The 19,883-nt window shown below is 69.5% G+C and carries 24 protein-coding genes; 16 read left to right on the forward strand and 8 right to left on the reverse strand.

Annotated features, from left to right (window positions below; genetic code table 11):
- Positions 1-32 precede the first annotated feature (32 nt).
- The 4 genes from VNJ48_RS06525 to VNJ48_RS06540 form a co-directional block, all read right to left on the reverse strand.
- On the reverse strand, positions 33-821 hold the full coding sequence (locus tag VNJ48_RS06525; RefSeq protein WP_325600299.1) for a hypothetical protein: 789 nt from the start codon (positions 819-821) through the stop codon (positions 33-35).
- Positions 818-1,393: a DUF4255 domain-containing protein gene (locus VNJ48_RS06530; RefSeq protein ID WP_325600301.1), complete on the reverse strand. Its 576-nt coding sequence runs from the start codon at positions 1,391-1,393 to the stop codon at positions 818-820. Before VNJ48_RS06530 ends, VNJ48_RS06525 begins: the two co-directional genes overlap by 4 nt.
- A 199-nt stretch (positions 1,394-1,592) precedes the next feature.
- Positions 1,593-1,760, reverse strand: a complete 168-nt coding sequence (locus VNJ48_RS06535; RefSeq protein ID WP_325600303.1) for a hypothetical protein — start codon at positions 1,758-1,760, stop codon at positions 1,593-1,595.
- Positions 1,757-2,008, reverse strand: a complete 252-nt coding sequence (locus VNJ48_RS06540; protein WP_325600305.1) for a helix-turn-helix domain-containing protein — start codon at positions 2,006-2,008, stop codon at positions 1,757-1,759. The genes VNJ48_RS06535 and VNJ48_RS06540 overlap by 4 nt, the downstream gene beginning before the upstream one ends.
- Positions 2,009-2,224: 216 nt before the next feature.
- Between VNJ48_RS06540 and VNJ48_RS06545 the strand changes: the two genes are divergently transcribed.
- Positions 2,225-2,851 carry an HAD family phosphatase gene (locus tag VNJ48_RS06545; protein WP_325600307.1) on the forward strand — a complete coding sequence of 209 codons (627 nt, stop codon included), beginning with the start codon at positions 2,225-2,227 and terminating at the stop codon, positions 2,849-2,851.
- 57 nt (positions 2,852-2,908) lie between these two features.
- On the opposite strand, the gene VNJ48_RS06550 is transcribed toward VNJ48_RS06545, so the two are convergent.
- Complete coding sequence (locus tag VNJ48_RS06550) at positions 2,909-3,808, reverse strand: PD-(D/E)XK nuclease family protein (RefSeq protein ID WP_325600309.1); 900 nt, start codon at positions 3,806-3,808, stop codon at positions 2,909-2,911.
- 63 nt (positions 3,809-3,871) lie between these two features.
- Here VNJ48_RS06550 and VNJ48_RS06555 point away from each other — a divergent pair, with 63 nt between their 5' ends.
- From VNJ48_RS06555 to VNJ48_RS06580, 6 genes are all read left to right on the forward strand, one after another.
- A complete protein-coding gene (locus tag VNJ48_RS06555; RefSeq protein ID WP_325600311.1) occupies positions 3,872-5,014 on the forward strand; it encodes a site-2 protease family protein in 1,143 nt (380 codons plus the stop codon).
- 25 nt (positions 5,015-5,039) lie between these two features.
- Positions 5,040-6,020, forward strand: coding sequence for a tRNA (adenine-N1)-methyltransferase (locus VNJ48_RS06560; RefSeq protein ID WP_325600313.1), 981 nt, complete (start codon positions 5,040-5,042; stop codon positions 6,018-6,020).
- On the forward strand, positions 6,017-6,565 hold the full coding sequence (locus VNJ48_RS06565) for a GrpB family protein (protein ID WP_325600314.1): 549 nt from the start codon (positions 6,017-6,019) through the stop codon (positions 6,563-6,565). The genes VNJ48_RS06560 and VNJ48_RS06565 overlap by 4 nt, the downstream gene beginning before the upstream one ends.
- 132 nt (positions 6,566-6,697) lie before the next feature.
- The gene (gene arc, locus VNJ48_RS06570) at positions 6,698-8,452 is read left to right on the forward strand and encodes a proteasome ATPase (protein ID WP_325600316.1); all 1,755 of its coding nucleotides are present in this window, start codon (positions 6,698-6,700) and stop codon (positions 8,450-8,452) included.
- Positions 8,449-8,817, forward strand: coding sequence for a hypothetical protein (locus tag VNJ48_RS06575; RefSeq protein WP_325600318.1), 369 nt, complete (start codon positions 8,449-8,451; stop codon positions 8,815-8,817). Before arc ends, VNJ48_RS06575 begins: the two co-directional genes overlap by 4 nt.
- Positions 8,818-8,835: 18 nt before the next feature.
- Positions 8,836-8,964 carry a hypothetical protein gene (locus VNJ48_RS06580; RefSeq protein ID WP_325600320.1) on the forward strand — a complete coding sequence of 43 codons (129 nt, stop codon included), beginning with the start codon at positions 8,836-8,838 and terminating at the stop codon, positions 8,962-8,964.
- A 1-nt stretch (position 8,965) separates the two neighbouring features.
- On the opposite strand, the gene VNJ48_RS06585 is transcribed toward VNJ48_RS06580, so the two are convergent.
- Positions 8,966-9,592, reverse strand: a complete 627-nt coding sequence (locus VNJ48_RS06585) for a class I SAM-dependent methyltransferase (protein WP_325600321.1) — start codon at positions 9,590-9,592, stop codon at positions 8,966-8,968.
- Positions 9,593-9,640: 48 nt separating this feature from the next.
- On the opposite strand from VNJ48_RS06585, the gene dop reads away from it, so the two are divergent.
- Entirely contained in the window at positions 9,641-11,152 is a 1,512-nt protein-coding gene (gene dop, locus VNJ48_RS06590) for a depupylase/deamidase Dop (protein ID WP_325600323.1), read from the forward strand.
- Here the strand turns inward: dop and VNJ48_RS06595 are convergent.
- Positions 11,139-11,306, reverse strand: a complete 168-nt coding sequence (locus VNJ48_RS06595; RefSeq protein WP_325600325.1) for a hypothetical protein — start codon at positions 11,304-11,306, stop codon at positions 11,139-11,141. The two genes, dop and VNJ48_RS06595, sit on opposite strands and share 14 nt — an antisense overlap.
- Before the next feature lie 49 nt (positions 11,307-11,355).
- Between VNJ48_RS06595 and VNJ48_RS06600 the strand changes: the two genes are divergently transcribed.
- The 3 genes from VNJ48_RS06600 (at position 11,356) to prcA (ending at position 13,499) form a co-directional block, all read left to right on the forward strand.
- Positions 11,356-11,553, forward strand: a complete 198-nt coding sequence (locus VNJ48_RS06600; protein ID WP_325600327.1) for a ubiquitin-like protein Pup — start codon at positions 11,356-11,358, stop codon at positions 11,551-11,553.
- Between the two features lies 1 nt (position 11,554).
- A complete protein-coding gene (prcB, locus tag VNJ48_RS06605; RefSeq protein WP_325600329.1) occupies positions 11,555-12,385 on the forward strand; it encodes a proteasome subunit beta in 831 nt (276 codons plus the stop codon).
- A 73-nt stretch (positions 12,386-12,458) separates the two neighbouring features.
- Entirely contained in the window at positions 12,459-13,499 is a 1,041-nt protein-coding gene (gene prcA, locus VNJ48_RS06610) for a proteasome subunit alpha (RefSeq protein ID WP_414689919.1), read from the forward strand.
- Positions 13,500-13,508: 9 nt separating this feature from the next.
- Here prcA and VNJ48_RS06615 read toward each other — a convergent pair whose 3' ends face one another.
- Positions 13,509-14,969, reverse strand: coding sequence for an FAD-dependent oxidoreductase (locus VNJ48_RS06615; RefSeq protein ID WP_325600331.1), 1,461 nt, complete (start codon positions 14,967-14,969; stop codon positions 13,509-13,511).
- Between the two features lie 102 nt (positions 14,970-15,071).
- Between VNJ48_RS06615 and pafA the strand changes: the two genes are divergently transcribed.
- The 5 genes from pafA (at position 15,072) to tatA (ending at position 19,862) form a co-directional block, all read left to right on the forward strand.
- Complete coding sequence (pafA, locus tag VNJ48_RS06620; RefSeq protein ID WP_325600333.1) at positions 15,072-16,433, forward strand: Pup--protein ligase; 1,362 nt, start codon at positions 15,072-15,074, stop codon at positions 16,431-16,433.
- A gap of 147 nt (positions 16,434-16,580) precedes the next feature.
- Positions 16,581-17,546 (forward strand): FKBP-type peptidyl-prolyl cis-trans isomerase, encoded by a 966-nt coding sequence (locus VNJ48_RS06625; RefSeq protein WP_325600335.1) that lies wholly within the window; start codon positions 16,581-16,583, stop codon positions 17,544-17,546.
- Positions 17,547-17,580: 34 nt separating this feature from the next.
- Positions 17,581-18,552, forward strand: coding sequence for a helix-turn-helix transcriptional regulator (locus tag VNJ48_RS06630; protein ID WP_325600337.1), 972 nt, complete (start codon positions 17,581-17,583; stop codon positions 18,550-18,552).
- The gene (locus VNJ48_RS06635) at positions 18,549-19,535 is read left to right on the forward strand and encodes a WYL domain-containing protein (RefSeq protein WP_325600339.1); all 987 of its coding nucleotides are present in this window, start codon (positions 18,549-18,551) and stop codon (positions 19,533-19,535) included. The genes VNJ48_RS06630 and VNJ48_RS06635 overlap by 4 nt, the downstream gene beginning before the upstream one ends.
- A 39-nt stretch (positions 19,536-19,574) precedes the next feature.
- Positions 19,575-19,862, forward strand: a complete 288-nt coding sequence (gene tatA, locus VNJ48_RS06640; RefSeq protein ID WP_325600341.1) for a twin-arginine translocase TatA/TatE family subunit — start codon at positions 19,575-19,577, stop codon at positions 19,860-19,862.
- Positions 19,863-19,883 lie beyond the last annotated feature (21 nt).

Below are 19,883 nucleotides of genomic sequence, written 5' to 3' on the forward strand. Positions count from 1 at the left end.
TGGTCGGACCTGCGGGCTGGACGGGATAGAGGTCATGCGGGCACCGCCCTCAGAGCGAGGACGAGCGGGACACCGAACGCGAGGGGCGCGGTCAGCGTGGGATGCGGTCCACCGTCAATCAGTTGGGCCGCAGCTTGGGTCGTCACCGAGCCGAGCTCGGGCGGGTCGTGGGGTCGGGTCCCGGGTGAGCGCATGAGGGCGCTCGGCTTGCTGCGCACGGAGATCGTGACGTCCCAGGTGACCGCGCCCAGCCCGACCGGTGGCGATGCGAGGGGTGGGAGCGCCTCGGGATAGGGGAGCTGGAGCAGGAACCGGCCGTGGTCGTCGGCGACCGTCTGGAAGACCCCGGCGCCGGTGTCCACGCGCACCAGCGCCCAACCGAGCGAGCTGTCGTCGCTGTCGCGGTGCACCTCGCCCCGGACGGTGGCCATGCCGCTGCGCAGTGGACGTTGTGGCGCCGACGAGAGGGGTACGGCGACGGGGGCGTTCACCGGCACGGTCGTCCGGACGATGACCGGCAGATATCGGCCCGCGGTGTCCTCCACGCGCACGCAGAAGTCGATCGGGGTGGGTGTCGGGAACACCAGGTCCTCGCCGGGTGCGGCGACCGCGTGCGTGGAGCGCCCGGTGCCGGGGAGCCTGCCCCAGCCGAGGATGCCGGAGACAGGTGAGCGGCGCCCGGAATAGCTCCGAGTCGGATCGTCACGCCGCCAGGCGGTGGCCACCAGGTCGCCGGCGACGACCGCGTCGCTCACCCCGTCGCGACACAGCACGGCCAAGGGTGCGCGATAGCCGGTGCGCTCGAGCACCCGAATCGTCACGGCACCAGCACCCCGTAGTCGAGGTCACGCTCGACCACCGGCGGACCGACGGTCTCGACCAGGGTGGACTCGATGCGCAGCACTCGGGCGAGGTAAGGCATCGACAGCTGAAGGTCGCCGGGCAGCGACTGCCACAGCTGGAAGACCTCGTCGTTGGTGAGCGCCGCCGGCGACAGCTCGACGGTCTCGTCGTTGCGGAACACGCCGCTGGTCGCGGCGTTGAGGAAGCCGCTGTTCAACGCCGGATGGTCGGCCACGGCTCGCATCGCCCAGCCCAGCAGGGCGTGCTCGGTCGACGCGTCCTGAGCCCAGGCGGTCAGGAGCAGCCAGATCCGCACCGGGAGCGGTCGCTTGTGCTTCGGCTCGGCAGGCGGCAGCGTGCGCTGGACGTCGTCGATGCCGACCTGATAGACGAACACCGAGATCCCGGCCGCCATCGGAGTGGCGAAGTCCTTGCCGTGATAGACCTCGAAACTCGGCGTGATCCCCGGGATCAGCGCGGGCTTCCACGACTGGGCCAGCAGCCTGCTGACCGCCTCCGCGGTGGCTCCGATCGCTTGGTGGGTCGCCATGTCGGCAAGCCAACGGGGTCGGCATCATTCTTCGGTTGCGCCAGCGTCCTGGCGCCGTACCCGTCGCGTTCGCGGTGTGTCACCGGGGCGTCACCTCCGGCTGGACCGGACGGGGCCTGCCGCCAGCATCGACGCCCGGCGGCAGGGCAGGCTGGGCTTGGACAATCTGACGGTGAGGACTGCAGCGAATGGGCGGACATCACTCGCGACCTGCCGAGGTCGAGGATCGGACGCCGCGAATCGACTGGGCGGTGATCGTGCCGTTCGCGGTGGTCACGCTGGCCGCGATGATCTGGATGTGGCCCTCCGAGGACACCGACGTCGCCCCGCCGCAGGCACCCATGCAGCAATACGCCGCAACGATCATCGCGGTGGATCAGGTGGAGTGCCCTGACGAGTGGCGATGCAGAAGGTCTCCAGGAACGGACGTCGGGGGATGAGGACCCGGCGGCCGATGCGCACCGCGGGGATGGTGCCATCGTCGATCCCGTGGTCGACGGTGCGCGGGTCGATGGCCAGCAGGCGGGCGACCTCGACTCGGTTCAGAACCTCGAGGTCCGGCGTGCGTAGCTCGGCCCAGGTGGTGATCGCGGGTGCGATGGTGTGGTTGCTCATACCCAGCAGGTGTGCCGCGGCGCCACCCAATAGGGGTGTCGGCGTCTGGATGTCAGCCGTTCACCGGGATGCCCGCCCATGCGCCGCACCCCCGAACTAGGGTGGATAGTCGCATCGATACTCGCATGGAGCCCTGGGGAGAACATTCTGAACACCGCCGTATCACGAGAACCTGCAGGTCAGCGCCTGGAAGGCAGTCCGCGGCTCCCCAAGGCCGTGCTGTGGGACATGGACGGAACCCTCGTCGACACCGAGCCGTACTGGATCGAGACCGAGTACGCCATGGCCGAGAAGTACGGCGGCACGTGGTCGGAGGAGCACGCGCTCAACCTCGTCGGCAACGACCTGCTCGAGTCGGGCAACTACATCCGGGTGCACATGGACATCGACCGCACCCCGCAGCAGATCGTCGACGAGCTGCTGGACGGCGTCGTCGCGCGCGTGCAGCAGTCCGTGCCGTGGCGTCCGGGCGCCCTCGAGCTGCTCGCCGACCTCCGTGCCAACAACGTGCCGTGCGCGCTGGTCACGATGTCGTGGCAGCGCTTCGTCGAGCCGATCCTGGCGCACCTGTCCGCCGACAGCTTCGGGTCCATCGTCACCGGTGACCGGGTCGAGTTCGGCAAGCCGCACCCCGAGCCCTACCTCACCGCGGCGGCAGCGCTGGGGGTCGCGCCTGAGGACTGCGTGGCGATCGAGGACTCCAACACCGGCGCGAAGTCCGGGGTTGCCGCCGGTTGCCTCGTGCTGTGCGTGCCCCACCACGTGCCGATCCTGGCGGGCGAGCGCCGCGTCTTCCGCGACACCCTGCTCGGGATGACGGCGACGGACCTGGGGCAGCTCTAGCGGCGTCACAGCGGTAGTCCGGTGCCACCGGGTGGCACCGAATCACCGCCATCCTCGTCAGGGCACCGTGAGGCCCTCGACGGTGTCGAGGTCGCCTGCCGGGTCAGGCACCGGGAGACGCGCGGGCAGCGGGAGGATGGTGCCGCCGAACTCGGGGCAGTGCTCCTGGAAGGAGCACCACGAGCACAGGCGGGACCTGCGGGGGCGCCAGTCGCCCGACTCCTTGCACTCGGAGACGGCGCGCCAGATCGCCTCGACCTTGCGCTCGGTGGCGAGCAGGTCGGCCTCGTCGGGCTCGTAGCGGAGGATCTCTCCGTTGCCGAGGTAGACGAGCTGCAGCATTGCCGGGACCACACCGCGGGTGCGCCAGATCACCAGGGCGTAGAACTTCATCTGGAACAAGGCCTTGGCCTCGAACTCGGGGCCGGGGCTTCGGCCCGTCTTGTAGTCCACCACCCGGATGCGGCCGTCGGCGGAGATGTCGATGCGGTCCACGAAGCCGCGCAGCAGCAGCTTGCTGCTCAGCAGCGCCTCGACGTACAGCTCACGCTCCGCGGGCTCGAGGCGAGCAGGGTCCTCCAGCGTGAAGTAGCGGGTGAGCACCTCCCGGCAGCTGGTGAGCCAGGAGGCGACGTCCGGGCCATCACCGCCGAACATCTCGGCGAGCTCCGGAGACTGCTCGAGCAGAGCGCTCCACGACGGCACGAGCAGGTCAGCCGCCCGGTCGGAGGTCCGCTCGGTCGACGGCAGGTCGAAGAGGTCCTCGAGGACCTTGTGCACGAGGGTGCCGCGCACAGCGTCGGCTGACGGCTGGTCCGGAAGCTTGTCGATGGTGCGGTAGCGATACATCAACGGGCACGTCATGAAGTCGGCAGCCCGGCTCGGCGAGAGCGCGCCGAGCACCTCGACGCCGTCCACGGGCGTGGAGACGATCTCGGCGGGCGACGTCCTGGGCATGGCGGCACCCTAGGCCGCGGCACCGACAACGGCTTGCGACGTCGTCCCGGCTAGGCTCCGGTGGTGACGCAGACGCCTCCCGCGAGCCCGAACCGGCCTCCCGGGACGCTCCGGATCGGCTCCGTGGCCGGCATCGACGTGCTGGTCAACAGCTCGTGGTTCATCATCGCCGGGTTGATCGCCTTCGCCATCGAGCCCCGGATCGAGCAGGTCGAGCCCGGCCTGGGGCCGCTCAAGTACGTCGTCGGGCTCGTCTTCGCGATCGTGCTGTACCTCTCGATCCTGCTCCACGAGGCGTCGCACGCCATCATGGCGCAGCGGTTCGGTTTCCACGTCAACTCGATCACGTTGCACTTCCTCGGCGGCCAGACGGAGATCGACAACACCGCGCAGCGGCCCCGCCAGGAGTTCTGGATCGCTGTCGTCGGTCCGCTCACCTCGATCGCCGTCGGAGCAGCCGCGGTGGGGTTGTGGTTCCTGCTCCCGGAAGGGCTGGTCCGGGTCGCGGTCGAAGGCCTCGCCGGGGCCAACCTCCTGATCGGTGTTCTCAACCTGGTCCCGGGGCTCCCGCTCGACGGTGGGCGCGTGCTGAAGGCACTGGTCTGGGGTGCCTCCGGCAATGCCACCCTCGGCACCATCGTCGCCGGCTGGGGCGGGCGCCTGACAGCCGTGCTCGTGCTCGCCTGGCCGATGATCCAGCGAGAGGTCTTCGACGTCCGGGCCACGCTGTTCGACTACCTGCTCGTGGTCGTGCTGGGCCTGTTCCTGTGGACCGGGGCCACCGCCGCGATGGCGCAGGCGCGACTGCGCAGCCGCATCCCGCTCCTCGTGGCCCGGGGGCTTGCCCGTCGTACGCTCGCAGTGCCCGGCGACACCCCGCTGGCCGAAGCCCTGCGCCGGGCGCAGGGGGTGGACGCCAGCAGCATCGTGACGGTCAGCCCGACCGGGACACCCACCGGGATCGTCAGCGAGTCGGCCGTCCGGGCGACCCCGGAGGAACGCCGGCCGTGGGTCACGACCAGCACGGTTTCCCGGCCCCTGGAGGAGGGACTCACCCTCGCCGCGACGATCGCAGGGGAGGACCTGATCACGGCGATCAGCCGGCGACCGGCCGAGGAGTACCTCCTCCTCGAGGAGGACGGCTCGGTGCTGGGCGTGCTCTCCACCGCCGACGTGGACAAGGCGTTCCGGGAATCACGCGCCTGACTGTGGCCCAACTAGGGTTCCGCGCATGCCTGAGAGTTCAGTACAGCCCAGTCCCGACGTGCCCGCAGAGGCGTGGTCGGGGGTCCACCGCGGTCCGCTGCGCGAAGGCGAGTGGGTGCGTCTCAAGGACCAGAAGGGCCGCAAGCACAACTTCGAGCTGACCGCCGGCAAGCGCTTCTTCTCCAACAAGGGCCACCTCGACCATGACGAGATGATCGGCCGCGACGAGGGGTTCACGGTCGTCTCGTCCGCCGGCGGGGAGTACCTCGTCTTCCGTCCGCTGCTCTCGGAGTTCGTGGTCTCGATGCCCCGTGGGGCGGCGGTCGTCTATCCGAAGGACGCCGCCCAGATCGTCGCGCTCGTCGACATCTACCCCGGTGCCCGGGTGGTCGAGGCCGGAGCCGGTTCTGGAGCGCTGACCTGCTCGCTCCTGCGGGCGGTGGGTCCGTGGGGCCGGGTCACGTCCTACGAGCTGCGTGAGGAGTTCGCGGAGGTCGCCAAGCGCAACGTCGACCAGTTCTTCAACGCGCCCCCCGGTGCCACGCACCCCGCCTGGGACCTCCGACTGGGCGACCTCAAGCTCCTGCTGCCCGAGCTGGACGGGCAGGTCGACCGGATCATCCTCGACATGCTGGACCCGTGGAACTGTGTGGACGTCGTCGCCGACAAGCTCGTCCCCGGCGGCATCGTCTGCGCCTACGTCGCCACCACGACCCAGCTGTCGCGGGTGGTGGAGACCCTGCGCGCTCACGGCGGCTTCACCGAACCCCACCCCTGGGAGTCGCTCGTCCGGGACTGGCACGTCGAGGGCCTGGCCGTGCGACCCGACCACAAGATGATCGGGCACACCGCGTTCCTGGTCACCGCCCGGAGGATGTCGCCGGGGGAGAAGCCGCCACGCAAGACCCGCCGGCCCGCACCGGGCGCGTACGGCCCCGACTACACCGGTCCTCGACCGGCCGACCTCCCGCCCGCGACCGAGGCCGCCGCCGAGTCCGTGGAGTGAACATCGAGGTGGTCCCGTGGTCGGACGCCTGGGCACGGGACTTCGACGAGGTCGCCTCGGTCCTTCGTACGGCGCTCGCGACCCTTCCGCACGCGCGGGTCGAGCACGTGGGCTCGACCTCGGTGCCGGGGCTCGCGGCCAAGCCGATCCTCGACATCGACGTGATCGTGCCGGGACCTGACGTGCCGGCCGCGGTCCGGGCACTCGAGTCCGTCGGCTACGTCCACCGCGGCGACCTCGGAGTGGTCGGTCGTGAGGCGTTCCGGGCCCCGGACGACCACCCGCGCCGGCACGTCTACGCCTGCGCGGAGGGGACGATGAACGTCCGCAACCACCTGGCCGTCCGCGACGTGCTCAGGGCGCGCGACGACCTTCGCGACGAGTACGCCGACGTGAAACTTTCCCTGGCGTCCGACCCGACGATGGACATCGACACCTACATCGCCCGCAAGTCAGCGGTGGTCCAGCGGGTGCTGGTCGCGTCCGGGGAGTTCACCGAGGACGAGCTGCTGGACATCCGGCGGCTCAACGACCCTGACTCGTGACCACGGCGGGCCGCCGGCCCTCGGCGGGTCCTGGGCGGCGTACTGCGTCGAAATCGTGATCAACACGATCCGATATTCACTGCCGTCCCATCGGGCGGTGGGTAATGTCAAGGACAACAGGAGGTGACGCACATGTCCGATTCGACAGAAGCTTCCTCGGGTGCCGGGATGAGTCCCGAGGAGCTCGCCACGCAGGTCCGCTTCCTGGAGGCCGAGGTCTCCGACCTTCGGCGCCGGCTGACCGAGGGGCCCGGCCACTCGCGCGGCCTGGACCTACGACTCGCCGACACGCAACGCTCGCTCGCTGCGGTCACCAGCCAGAACGAGCGGCTGGCCCAGACCCTGCGTGAGGCCCGCGACCAGATCATGAAGCTCAAGGAGGAGGTCGACCGGCTGGCGCAGCCGCCGGCTGGCTTCGGCACCTTCCTGGCTCGCAACGAGGACGACTCCGTCGACGTCTTCACCGGCGGGCGCAAGCTCCGCGTCAACGTCAGCCCGGCTGTCGACCTCGACGAGCTGGTCAAGGGCCAGGAAGTCATGCTCAACGAGGCGCTCAACGTGGTGGCCGCGCTCGACTTCGAGAAGGTCGGCGAGGTGGTGATGTTCAAGGAGCTCCTCGAAGACGGGCAGCGCGCCCTGGTGATCGCCAACGCGGACGAGGAACGCGTCGTCCGCCTCGCGGCGCCGCTCCTGGCCGCCCTGCCCAAGGCCGGTGACTCGCTGCTGCTCGACGCGCGGGCGGGCTACGCCTACGAGCGGGTGCCCAAGTCGGAGGTCGAGGAGCTCGTCCTCGAAGAAGTGCCTGACATCGACTACTCCCGCATCGGCGGCCTGGTCACGCAGATCGACGCCATTCGCGACGCGGTCGAGCTGCCGTACCTCTATCCCGAACTCTTCAAGGACCACAAGCTCAAGCCGCCGAAGGGCGTGCTGCTCTACGGCCCTCCCGGCTGCGGCAAGACGCTGATCGCCAAGGCCGTGGCCAACTCGCTGGCCAAGAAGGTGAGCGAGAAGACGGGAAGCTCGGGCAAGTCCTACTTCTTGAACATCAAGGGCCCCGAGCTCTTGAACAAGTACGTCGGCGAGACCGAGCGCCACATCCGGCTCGTCTTCCAGCGCGCCCGGGAGAAGGCCTCGGAGGGGACCCCGGTGATCGTGTTCTTCGACGAGATGGACTCCCTGTTCCGCACCCGCGGCTCGGGGGTGTCCTCCGACGTGGAAAACACCATCGTCCCGCAGCTGCTGAGCGAGATCGACGGTGTCGAGACGCTGGAGAACGTCCTGGTGATCGGCGCCTCCAACCGCGAGGACATGATCGATCCGGCGATCCTGCGCCCGGGGCGCCTCGACGTGAAGATCAAGATCGAGCGGCCCGACGCGGAGTCGGCGCGCGACATCTTCACCAAGTACCTCACCGCCGACCTGCCCCTGCACGCGGTGGACCTCGCCGAGTTCGGGGGAGACGCCGAGGCCTGCGTGGGCGGGATGATCCAGGCCACCGTCGAGCGGATGTACACCGAGTCCGAGGAGAACCGCTTCCTCGAGGTCACCTACGCCAACGGCGACAAGGAGGTCCTCTACTTCAAGGACTTCAACTCCGGCGCGATGATCCAGAACATCGTCGACCGCGCCAAGAAGATGGCGATCAAGGACTTCCTCGACCAGCAGCAGCGGGGCATCCGCGTCCAGCACATGCTCCAGGCGTGTGTCGACGAGTTCAAGGAGAACGAGGACCTGCCCAACACGACCAACCCCGACGACTGGGCGCGGATCTCCGGCAAGAAGGGCGAGCGGATCGTCTTCATCCGCACACTCGTCACCGGCAAGCAGGGGACCGAGCCGGGCCGGTCCATCGACACGGTCGCCAACACCGGCCAATATCTGTGACACCCGGCGACGAGCTGGAGCGATCAGAGATCGAGGCGGTGCTGGAGACCCGCCGCGAGCTCGGGCTGCGCTATGACACCGAGCTCGTCGACGGGTTCGCCGACCGGATCCAGGCGGAGGTCGAGCGTCGCGTCGGCGCCGAGGTGCAGATCCGAGATCGCCGCCAGGCCGCGCAGAAGTCGGCCGGCGCCCGTCAGCTCGCCCTCGGCATCGTCTCGGTGCTGGCGGGCATCCCGATGACGGCCATCTGTCTGGCTGTGCCCGAGAACGGGGAACTCTCGCTCTTCAGCTTGATCTTCGCGTGGGGTGGCATGAGCGCCGTCAACATCGCCCACGCCCTCCAGGCGCGTCAGTCCCGCTCCTAGCGCCTGACGAGGGCTAGAGTGCCCAGACCGGGCACAACGCAGTGCCCCACACCCCCGGGAGCTCCCATGCTGCGCACCATCATCATCATCGCCGTGATCGTCGTCGTCGTGCTGCTGGTCATGGGCCTGCTGCGCGGACGCCGCTGACTCAGCGAGGCGCTCGCGCCACGCCGAAATAGACATAGCTCCACGGCCGCGACACGCGCGGGCCGGGAGCGTAGACCTTCTCGAGCGTCTCGATCTCGAAGCCTGCCTCGCGCACCAGGCCCGGGATGTCTCGAGTGAGGTGACAGCCTCCTGCCATCCGGCGCTGCATCGGTTCCAGTCGCCGCTGCCACTTCTCGACCCCGGCATCGGGAGCCAGTCCGTGCTCGAGGAAGTGCAGAGCCGCGCCCGGCGCGATGACGCGGCGCACCTCCGCGAGCGCACGCCTGGGGTCAGGGATCGTGCAGAGGCTGAAGGTGCTGAGCGCGGCGTCGTGCGAGCCGTCCGGCTCCGTGAGGCGCTGTCCGTCCAGGCCTGACCTGTGGACAGGCGCGCTGGAGGCCGACCGACGCTTCTCCGAGAGCTGCCACCCGACGTCGGAGGGCTCCACGGCGCTGACGCTGGTGACCTCATCGGGGTAGCAGGTCACGTTGAGACCGCTGCCGAAGCCGATCTCGAGCACCTTGCCGTACAGGCCCGGACACACACGCGCCCGCAGCTCCATCACCTCAGGTGTCTTCAGCGACGCATCGGCCAGGCGTGGGACGACCCGGTCGGTCCAGAGCGACATCTCGCCTCCCGTGGCGAACTTGTGGTGCTGTGCTCGTAGGCTCGGACCATGAGCGTACGGCGCGTGATGGGCACCGAGGTCGAATACGGCATCTCGGTCCAGGGCCTGCCCCTGGCCAATCCGATGGTCGCGTCCTCGCAGGTGGTCAACGCCTATGCCTCGAGCACCGTCAAGGCCAGGCGCGCCCGCTGGGACTTCGAGGAGGAGTCCCCGCTGCGTGACGCGCGAGGCTTCGACATGGCACGGCAGATCGCAGACCCGAGCCAGCTCACCGACGAGGACCTCGGGCTCGCCAACGTGATCCTCACCAACGGCGCGCGGCTCTACGTCGACCACGCCCACCCCGAATACTCCACCCCCGAGGTGACGACGCCGTTGGACATCGTCATCTGGGACAAGGCGGGGGAGCAGGTGATGCTCGACGCCCAGCGGCTCGCCTCCCAGGCCCAGAGCACGACGCCGATCGTGCTCTACAAGAACAACACCGACAACAAGGGCGCCTCCTACGGCTCCCACGAGAACTACCTGATGCGCCGTTCGACCCCGTTCGGCGACATCGTCCGCCACCTCATCCCGTTCTTCGTCAGCCGTCAGGTCGTGACCGGAGCGGGCCGGGTGGGCATCGGCCAGGACGGGCGCGAGCACGGGTTCCAGATCAGCCAGCGGGCCGACTTCTTCGAGGTCGAGGTGGGCCTCGAGACGACGCTCAAGCGGCCCATCATCAACACGCGCGACGAGCCGCACGCCGACCCGGAGAAATACCGCCGGCTCCATGTGATCCTCGGTGACGCCAATCTCGCCGAGGTGTCGACCTACCTCAAGGTCGGCACGACGGCCCTCGTGCTGTCGATGATCGAGGACCGCTTCATCACCATCGACCTCGCCGTCTCGTCGCCGGTGGCTTCGCTGCGTGCGGTGTCCCACGACCCGACGCTCCAGCACCTGTTGACCATGCACGACGGCCGCACCATCACCGCCGTCCAGCTCCAGCTCGAATACCTCGACCTGGCCAGCAAGTACGTCGCCGAGCGACTCGGCGACGACGCGGACCCCCAGACGCGCGACGTGCTCGCGCGGTGGGAGTCCGTGCTCACCCGGCTCGAGCAGGACCCCATGCTGTGCGCGGGGGAGCTCGACTGGGTCGCGAAGCTCAAGCTCCTCACGCAGTACCGCGATCGCGACAACCTCGACTGGGACGACGCCAAGCTGCACCTGATCGACCTCCAGTACAGCGACATCCGGCCGGAGAAGGGCCTCTACTACAAGCTGGCGGCAGCCGGCCGGATCGAACGGCTGGTCGACGACGCCACGATCGAGCGCGCCATGCACGACCCGCCCACCGACACCCGAGCCTACTTCCGGGGCCGGTGCCTGGAGAAGTTCGCCGGCGACGTGGCGGCCGCCTCGTGGGACTCGGTGATCTTCGACCTTCCCGGCCGGGAGTCGCTGCAGCGGGTGCCCACGATCGACCCGCTCCGCGGCAGCAAGGAGCACGTCGGCGACCTGCTCGACGAGTGCGACACCGCACTGGAGCTGGTGTCGCGACTCACCGCCCGCTGAGGGCCGCGAGCGCCGGATCCAGGCCGGCGTCCCGGCTCAGGATGCCGGTGGTGTCGCAACTGGCGGCCCGCGACATCGTGTCGACCATTTCTGCTGTCGTCCGCCACCAGTTTGGCAGGCTCGCCCCGGCCCGGTCGGCGATCCGGCGGGCCATCCCCGCCCTCTTCCCGTGCGCGCTTTCCTTTTCTGGATAGGGTCAGGACATGGCCCAGGAGCAGAAGCAACCGCGCAAGTCCACCCAGGACGAGACGTCGACCGAAGAGGTCGTCGAGACCGACGTCGCGGAGCGCAAGGAGGTCATCGACGATGACGTCGACGCGATCCTCGACGAGATCGACGAGGTGCTCGAGACCAACGCCGAGGACTTCGTGAAGTCCTTCATCCAGAAGGGCGGCCAGTGAGGTGAGCGAGCCTCGACTGCCGTTGGCCTACCTCATGCCGGGGTCCGCGTCCTTCAGCGAGTTCCTCGCCGGCCAGGCCCCCGACCTGTTGCCGTCGCGGCGAGCAGTCCCCGCCGGCAACGCAGGCGACCTCGCCCCGCACGCCACCACCATCGTCGCCGCCACCTTCCCGCACGGGGTCGTGATGGCCGGTGACCGGCGCGCCACCATGGGCAACATCATCGCCCAGCGCGACATCGAGAAGGTCTTCCCGGCCGACGAATACTCCGTGGTCGGCATCGCCGGGACCGCCGGTCTCGCTGTCGAGATGGTGCGGCTGTTCCAGACCGAGCTCGAGCACTACGAGAAGATCGAGGGCACGACGCTGTCCATGGACGGCAAGGCCAACCGGCTCGCAGCGCTCATCCGCGCCAACCTCGGGCTCGCCATGCAGGGCCTCGCGGTCGTCCCCCTGTTCGCGGGTTTCGACCTCGCGGCGGACCAGGGCCGCATCTTCAGCTACGACGTGACCGGCGGACGCTACGAGGAGCAGGCCTTCCACAGCGTCGGATCGGGCTCGCTGTTCGCTCGCGGTTCGCTGAAGAAGCTCTATCGCGAGGACTTCTCGGCCGAGGAGTGCGTGATGGCCGTGATCCAGGCGCTCTACGACGCCGCCGACGACGACTCCGCGACGGGCGGTCCCGACCTGACGCGCCGGATCTTCCCGGTCGTGCACGTGGTGACGGCCGAGGGCGGTCACCGAGTCCCCGAGGCCGAGGTCGCCGAGATCGCCGACCGCATGCTCGCGTCCCGCATGCAGCGCCCCGACGGCCCGGCCGCGGCCCTGATCTGAGGATGGTCATGAACTCAACCAGCAGTTCCACGCCCCCCACCCACGCCGCCCGCCCTGCCAAGGAGGCGTCAAGATGAGCACACCGTTCTATGTCTCGCCCGAGCAGATGATGAAGGACCGTGCCGACTTCGCCCGCAAGGGCATCGCGCGGGGGCGGTCGGTCGTGGCGATCCAGTACGCCGACGGCATCCTCTTCGTCTCCGAGAACCCGTCGCAGGCCCTGCACAAGGTCTCCGAGATCTACGACCGCATCGCCTTCGCCGCCGTGGGTCGCTACAACGAGTTCGAGAACCTCAGGATCGCCGGCGTACGCCTCGCGGACATGCGCGGCTACGCCTACGACCGGCGCGACGTCACGGGGCGTGGGTTGGCGAACGCCTACGCCCAGACGCTCGGCTCGATCTTCTCCAGCGGCGGTGAGAAGCCCTACGAGGTCGAAATCTTCGTCGCAGAGGTGGGCGACGCGGCAGCCGGCGACCAGGTCTACCGGCTCACCTACGACGGCCAGGTCGCCGACGAGCACGGCTTCGCGGTCATGGGCGGCAACGCCGAGTCCACGGCCAGCCACCTCAAGGAGCACTACACGGAAGGCGCCACCCTCGAGGATGCGCTGCACGTCGCAGTGGCTGCTCTGGGCCACACGGATGCCGGCGACCGCGTGATCCCGGTGGCCGACCTCGAGGTCGCCGCCCTGGACAGGACGCGGACCAAGCCCCGGAAGTTCGTCCGGCTGCGAGAGGAGCGCCTGGCCGCGATCCTCGGCGACCGCGGACCGGAGGAGGCCGACACCCCGCTGACCGAGGACAACGGTGGCGCGACGCCGCCCTCGTCCGGAGCGACCGACGACCCGAGCGACCCGACCGACCAGGTCAGTGGGGGAGTGCCGCCGTTGGAGCACCCGACGTCCGGAGAGCCGCTGGAGCACCCGGTGGCCCCACCGACCGGCCCGCCCAGCACGTCGCCGGTGCCGCAGCCGACCGATCCGGTCCAACCTGGGCAGGCGCCACCGCCCGCGCCACAGCCGCCCGTCCCTGACCCGACCCAGCCCCCGAGCCCGGCCACCCCTCCTGCCGACCCCACAGGCCCGTCGGACCCGTCGGACCCGCTGCCCTGAGGGGAAGCGTCAGAGGGGGGAGAGCGGCTGCGTCGCCGGTCCCTCCAGCACGTGCCCGTCCGGGGTGAAGCGGGAGCCATGCAGCGGGCAGTCCCATGACTGCTCCGCATCGTTCCAGGACACGATCCCGTGCAGGTGGGGGCACACGGCCGAGACCTCGCGGGTGACTCCGCCGACCGTGCAGACCGCCACCGGTCGTCCCGCGCGCTGCGCGACCGTGCCTGTGCCCTCAGCCGGCTGGGGAGGCTGGCCCCCGGCGAAGGCTCGCAACCAGCCCTGCGCCATGCGGTAGCCCACGGCGCCGTTCGCCAGCAAGGCCCGGGGGATGCCGGTCGCCTCCCAGGGCGACCAGCTGCGCATCGCCTCGGAGTCGAGCTCGCGCCCGGTCATCCTCGCCGTCAGCAGCTCGGCGGCGCCCGCGGCGTTCGTGAAGCCCCACTTGTCGAAACCGGTGGCCACGAGCACCCGGTCGTCCCCCGGGAGCAGCGGCCCGACGTAGGGCAGCTCGTCCACGGGGCTCTGGTCCTGGGCCGACCACGTGTGCGTGACCTCGCCGGCACCCAGGTCCGACTGCGCCCAGTCGAGCAGGTCGGCCAGGTGGCCTGCCTCCGAGTCGACCCGGCCGGTGACGTGGCCGTGGCCCCCGACCAGCAACACGGGTTCGCCCTGCCACTCAGCGCGCCTGATGGACCGGGACGGCGCCTCCGCCGACAGGTACATCGCGTCAGGGAGCCACCCCGGTCGGAGTGTTGCGGCGTAGGAGCGTTGAGGTGTCTGGCGGGCGAAGAAGCCGCCGCGGTCCAGGATCGGCATGCTGGTGGCGACCACGAGGTGACGCGCCGTGATCGTCCCGGTCTCGGTCCGGGCCTCGACCCCGTCGTCGATGCTCGAGACGCCCTGCACACGGGAGTGCTCGTGAAGCACTCCGCCGTTGGCCTGCAGGTCTGCGGCCAGTGCCTCCACCATCTCGATCGGATGGAGCTGGAACTGGTTCGCCAGCCGCACGCCGCCGATCACGGGGAAGGGCAGCTCGGACGCATCGGTCCACTCGGCGTCGAGACCCACCTCCCGCGCCACCTCCAGCTCGGCACGGACCCTCGCCTCACCGGCAGGGGAGGTCGCGTAGGTGACGGCGGCCTGGCTCTCGGCGGCGACGCCGGAGGCTCGGCAGAAGTCCCACAGCCATTCCTGGCCGCGACTGTTGGCGTCGACGTACGACCTCACGATCGAGAGGGGGTGCGTGCGTCGGATCCGCCGCAGCTTCGTGCCCTGGAGCAGGCTCACCTTGGCGGTGGTGTTGCCGGTCGTCGCTGCCCCGGCCGTCCGGGCCTCCAGGACGATCACGGACAGCCCGGCGCGCGCCGCCTGGACAGCGGTCACCAGGCCGGTGACCCCCGCCCCCACGATGACGACGTCGCAGACGGCGTCGTCCGGCAAGACGGCGTGCGCGGCCTGGGGTGCTCGAGCCACAAGGAGGTCATGCCCCCTGTCTACCCACTTCCGCGTCCGGGTGCGCCAATCCCTCACCCGAATGAGCGGGACCCGCGACCGTGTGCGGCCTAGGGTGGAGACATGGACCGACGCATCTTCGGGATCGAGAACGAGTACGGCGTCACCTGCACGTTCAAGGGGCAGCGACGACTCAGTCCCGACGAGGTGGCGCGCTACCTCTTCCGCAAGGTGGTCAGCTGGGGGCGCTCGAGCAACGTCTTCCTCCGCAACGGCGCGCGGCTCTACCTCGACGTCGGCAGCCATCCTGAATACGCGACGCCCGAGTGCGACGACATCGCCGAGCTCGTCGCCCACGACAAGGCCGGCGAGCGGATCCTCGAGGGACTGCTCCTCGATGCCGAGCAGCGCCTGCACGACGAGGGCATCGCCGGCGACATCTACCTCTTCAAGAACAACACCGACTCGGCCGGCAACTCCTACGGCTGTCACGAGAACTACCTCGTCGGCCGGGCGGGGGAGTTCAGCAAGCTCGCCGACGTGCTCATCCCCTTCCTGGTGACGCGGCAGATCGTCGTGGGGGCGGGCAAGGTCACCCAGACCCCTCGAGGGGCGTCCTACAGCGTGTCCCAGCGCGCCGAGCACATCTGGGAGGGTGTCTCCAGCGCCACCACCCGCAGCCGGCCCATCATCAACACCCGCGACGAGCCGCACGCGGACGCGGAGAAGTACCGCCGCCTGCACGTGATCGTCGGCGACTCCAACATGAGCGAGACCACCACCATGCTCAAGGTCGCCTCCTGCGACCTGGTGCTGCGGATGATCGAGGAGGGCGTGGTGATGCGCGACCTCACGATGGAGAACCCCATCCGCGCGATCCGGGAGATCTCCCACGACGTCACCGGGCGCCGCAAGGTCCGCCTGGCCAACGGTCGTGAGGCGAGCGCGCTGGAGATCCAGGGCGAATACCTCGGCAAGGCCCGCGACTTCGTCGATCGTCGGCAGATCAGCACCCCCCTCATCGAGCAGGCCCTGGACCTGTGGGAGCGCGGGCTCAAGGCAGTCGAGTCCGATGACCTCGGGCTCGTCGACCGGGAGATCGACTGGGTGATCAAGTGGAAGCTCATCGACCGCTATCGCGCCAAGCACGGGCTGCCGATGGGCCACCCTCGCATCGCGCAGCTCGACCTGGCCTACCACGACATCCACCGTGGTCGCGGGCTCTACTACCTGCTGGAGAAGCGCGGGGCCGTCGCGCGGGTGACCACTGACCTGAAGATCTTCGAGGCCAAGAGCGTCCCCCCGCAGAACACCCGAGCCCGGCTGCGCGGGGAGTTCATCCGCAAGGCCCAGGAGCGCCGTCGCGACTTCACCGTCGACTGGGTGCACCTCAAGCTCAACGACCAGGCGCAACGCACTGTGCTGTGCAAGGACCCGTTCAAGGCGTACGACGAGCGCGTACAGCGCCTCATCGACGGCATGTGAGGCGTTTCTGGCGGTCGCGACAGCGGAGCATTCACATGGCCCAGCGGTCGCGACACCGGAGCACCCGACTACTCCGCGCAGCCCTGGGGGGCGGCCGGATAGGGTGGCGCCGCTGTCCTGCACACCAACCGATTAGGTGACTCCATCGTGTCTCGCTCCGCCGCCACCAGCGCCCGCCCTCGCACCCGACTCGCTGCGGTGGGTGGTGCGCTTCTGCTGTCCGCCCTCACCCTCACGGCCTGCGGCGACGACGACGGCTCCGACGCCGACGCGGCCGGCGGGCTGGACACCATCAAGGTCTCCGGCGAGCTGGGCAAGGCGCCCAAGGTCGAGTTCGACGGGGAGGTGCTTCCTGACGAGATGGAGACCGACGTCGTCAGCGAGGGCGATGGCGAGGAGCTCGCTGCCGGGAGCAACGCGCTCGCGCACATCTGGATCGGCAACGGCTTCACCCAGGAGAAGGTGTACGACACCTACGAGACCGACTCCCCCCAGCTCCTGATCTCGAGCGAGATCTCCGAGCCGTTCAAGAAGGCCATCGACGGCAACACCGTCGGTTCCCGTGTCGCCGTCGCGAGTTCGGCGGAGGACGCGTTCGGTGAGGTCGGCAACCCCGAGCTCGGCATCGGCAACAAGGACGGCGTCGTCTTCGTTATCGACCTGCTCGGCGCGGTCGCAGCCGAACCGACCGGTGAGGAGCGCCCTGCCGCCAAGTGGGCGCCGACCCTGATCGAGGCCGACGGCATCATCACCGGGTTCGACTTCGCTGAGGCCAACAAGCCGAGCAAGAACCTCCTCGACACCACCCTGATCAAGGGCGAGGGCGCAGTGGTCGAGAAGGGGCAGACCATCGCCGTCGACTACCTGGGCCAGGTCTACGACGCCAAGAAGTCCTTCGACGAGTCCTACACCAAGGACCCGACGTCCTTCCCGATCGGCATCGGCAGCGTCGTGCCCGGCTGGGACAAGGCGCTCGTCGGCAAGACCGTCGGATCGCGGGTCATCCTCTCCATCCCGCCTGCCGACGGCTATGGCGAAGAGGGCAACGAGAGCGCGGGCATCAAGGGCACCGACACGCTCTTCTTCGTCATCGACATCCTCGGCGTGGCCTGAGCGGACTCGTCCGGAGCGGAAGGGAGGGCGGGTCATGGCTGAGAAGTCCGAGCGGTTGCTCAACCTCTACATCATGCTGCTCGCCCAGACCCGCTTCGTCTCCAAGCAGGACATCCGCCGGGCGCACTACGGCGAATACGCCGACAACCCTCGTGGCGACGAGGCCTTCGAGAAGGCCTTCGAACGCGACAAGGAGGACCTGCGCGAGCTGGGGGTCGTGATCGAGATCGGCTCCCTCGACCACTACTTCGACGACGAGCAGGGCTATCGCATCTCACCCGACACGTCGTCCCTGCCGGAGATCCGGTTCGAGGCCGACGAGGCTGCGGTGCTCGGCATCGCTGCGCGGGCGTGGGAGCAGCACACGCTGGCTCGTGCCACGACGGAGGCCATGCGCAAGCTCGCTGCCCAGGGTGTCGAGATCGACACCAGCAGGCTCGACCTCGTGCCGCCGAGCCTGCGCGCCGAGGAGCCGGCCTTCGACGCGTGCTGGGACGCCACCCAGAAGCGCCGCGTCATCGCCTTCGACTACCGACGACCTGGGCAAGCGGCCACGAGGCGCCAGCTGCAACCCTGGGGCGTCGTCCGGTCCTCGGGGCGCTGGTACGTCGTCGGACACGACGTGGACCGCGAGGCCGAGCGGGTCTTCCGCCTCTCCCGGGTCCAGGGCAAGGTGACGGCTCTGGGCAAGTCCGGGGCGTACGCCGTCCCGCCCGGCACCGACGTGAAGGCCATCGCCGACCGCCTCGTCCACAGCACCCCGGACATCGATGCGACGGTCCTGGTCCGACAGCGAGCGGGCGTCGCGCTGCGCCGGTCGGCCACGTCGATCGAGGAGGACGTGACCGGACCCGACGCTCTGTCCGCCTGGGACCGTCTGGGCGTAACCGGTCAGTTCCGCGACCTGGTCAACGCGGTCCTCTCGCTCGGGCCCAGCGCACTGGTCGAGGGTCCTCACGAGCTTCGCTCCGACGTGCTCGCGCGGCTCGCTGAGGTGGCGCGATGACGACCCCCCGTCCGGTGGTCCACGCGGCCCGGGAGCAGGTCGGCCGGCTCCTTGCGCTGGTGCCCTACCTCCACCAGCGGGGGGAGGTCCGCATCTCCGAGGCGGCCGCGGCCCTCGGGGTCGATGCGGCCCAGCTCGACAAGGACCTGCGGGTGCTCTTCATGTGCGGTCTGCCGGGCGGATTCCCCGACGACCTGATCAACGTCGACCTCGATGCCCTCGAAGGGGAGGGCATCATCCGGGTCGACAACGCCGACTACCTCGCCCGTCCGGTCCGGTTCGGCCCCTCCGAGGCGGCCGCCCTCGTGGTGGCGTTGCGCGCGATCGAGCAGAACGCGTCAGCGGAGACTCGCGAGGTCGTCGAACGGACGCTGGCCAAGCTCGAGGCGGCGGGGGCTGCGTCAGCGGCGCAACAGATCCACGTCGCTGCCGAGGACAACCCCGGCGAAGAGCTGTTGCCGGTGTTGCAGGGGGCGCTGGAGCGTGCCCGTCAGCTCGAGATCTCCTACTACGTGCCGAGCCGCGACGAGCAGTCGACCCGCGTCGTGGACCCGCGCGCCATCACGCGGGTCGGCGATGCGACCTATCTCGACGCGTGGTGCCATACGGCCCAGGGCGACCGCGCCTTCCGGTTGGACCGCATCCTGACGGCCACGGAGCTCCCCGATGCCGTCTCCGAGCTGGCGGCGCAGCCTCGGGACCTGTCGGCGGGTTGGTTCCGCGGGGAGGGGGAGACGGTGGCAGTGACCCTGCGGCTGTCCCCGGAGGCCCAGTGGATCCCGGAGTACTACCCCGTGGTCGACACTGCGTCCGGTCCCGGCGGCACCCTCGATGTCGCCCTCGACGTCGCGAGCGAGGCCTGGCTCCAGCAGCTGCTCTTCCGGGTGGCGCCGCACGCCCGGGTCGTGGCTCCCCAAGAATTCGCCGAATCGTTCACGGCCAACGCGCAGGCAACGCTGCGCCTCTACGAGGGCACCGCGTAGGATGAGGCAGACAGCCGTCCCCGACTTTTGGAGCACCTCATGATCAACCCGTTGATTGGCATGCCGCAGGGCGCCGAATGGCTGATCATCCTCGCGATCGTCGTGCTCGTGTTCGGCGCCGCCAAGCTCCCCGAGCTTGCCCGCGGGACCGGTCAGGCGCTGCGGATCTTCAAGACCGAGACCAAGGGCCTCAAGGACGACGAGGACAAGGACGAGAAGTCTCCCGCCCCCGCCGCCGAGCTGCCTTCCACGTCGACCGCTCGAGTTGAGCCCACGGTGCAGTCGGACGTCGAGCCGGAGATCCCCACCCACAAGAACCTTGGCTGAGCGCGGCCGCGTCACCACCCC

Source organism: Nocardioides sp. (assembly GCF_035576065.1).
Lineage (GTDB): Bacteria > Actinomycetota > Actinomycetes > Propionibacteriales > Nocardioidaceae > Nocardioides.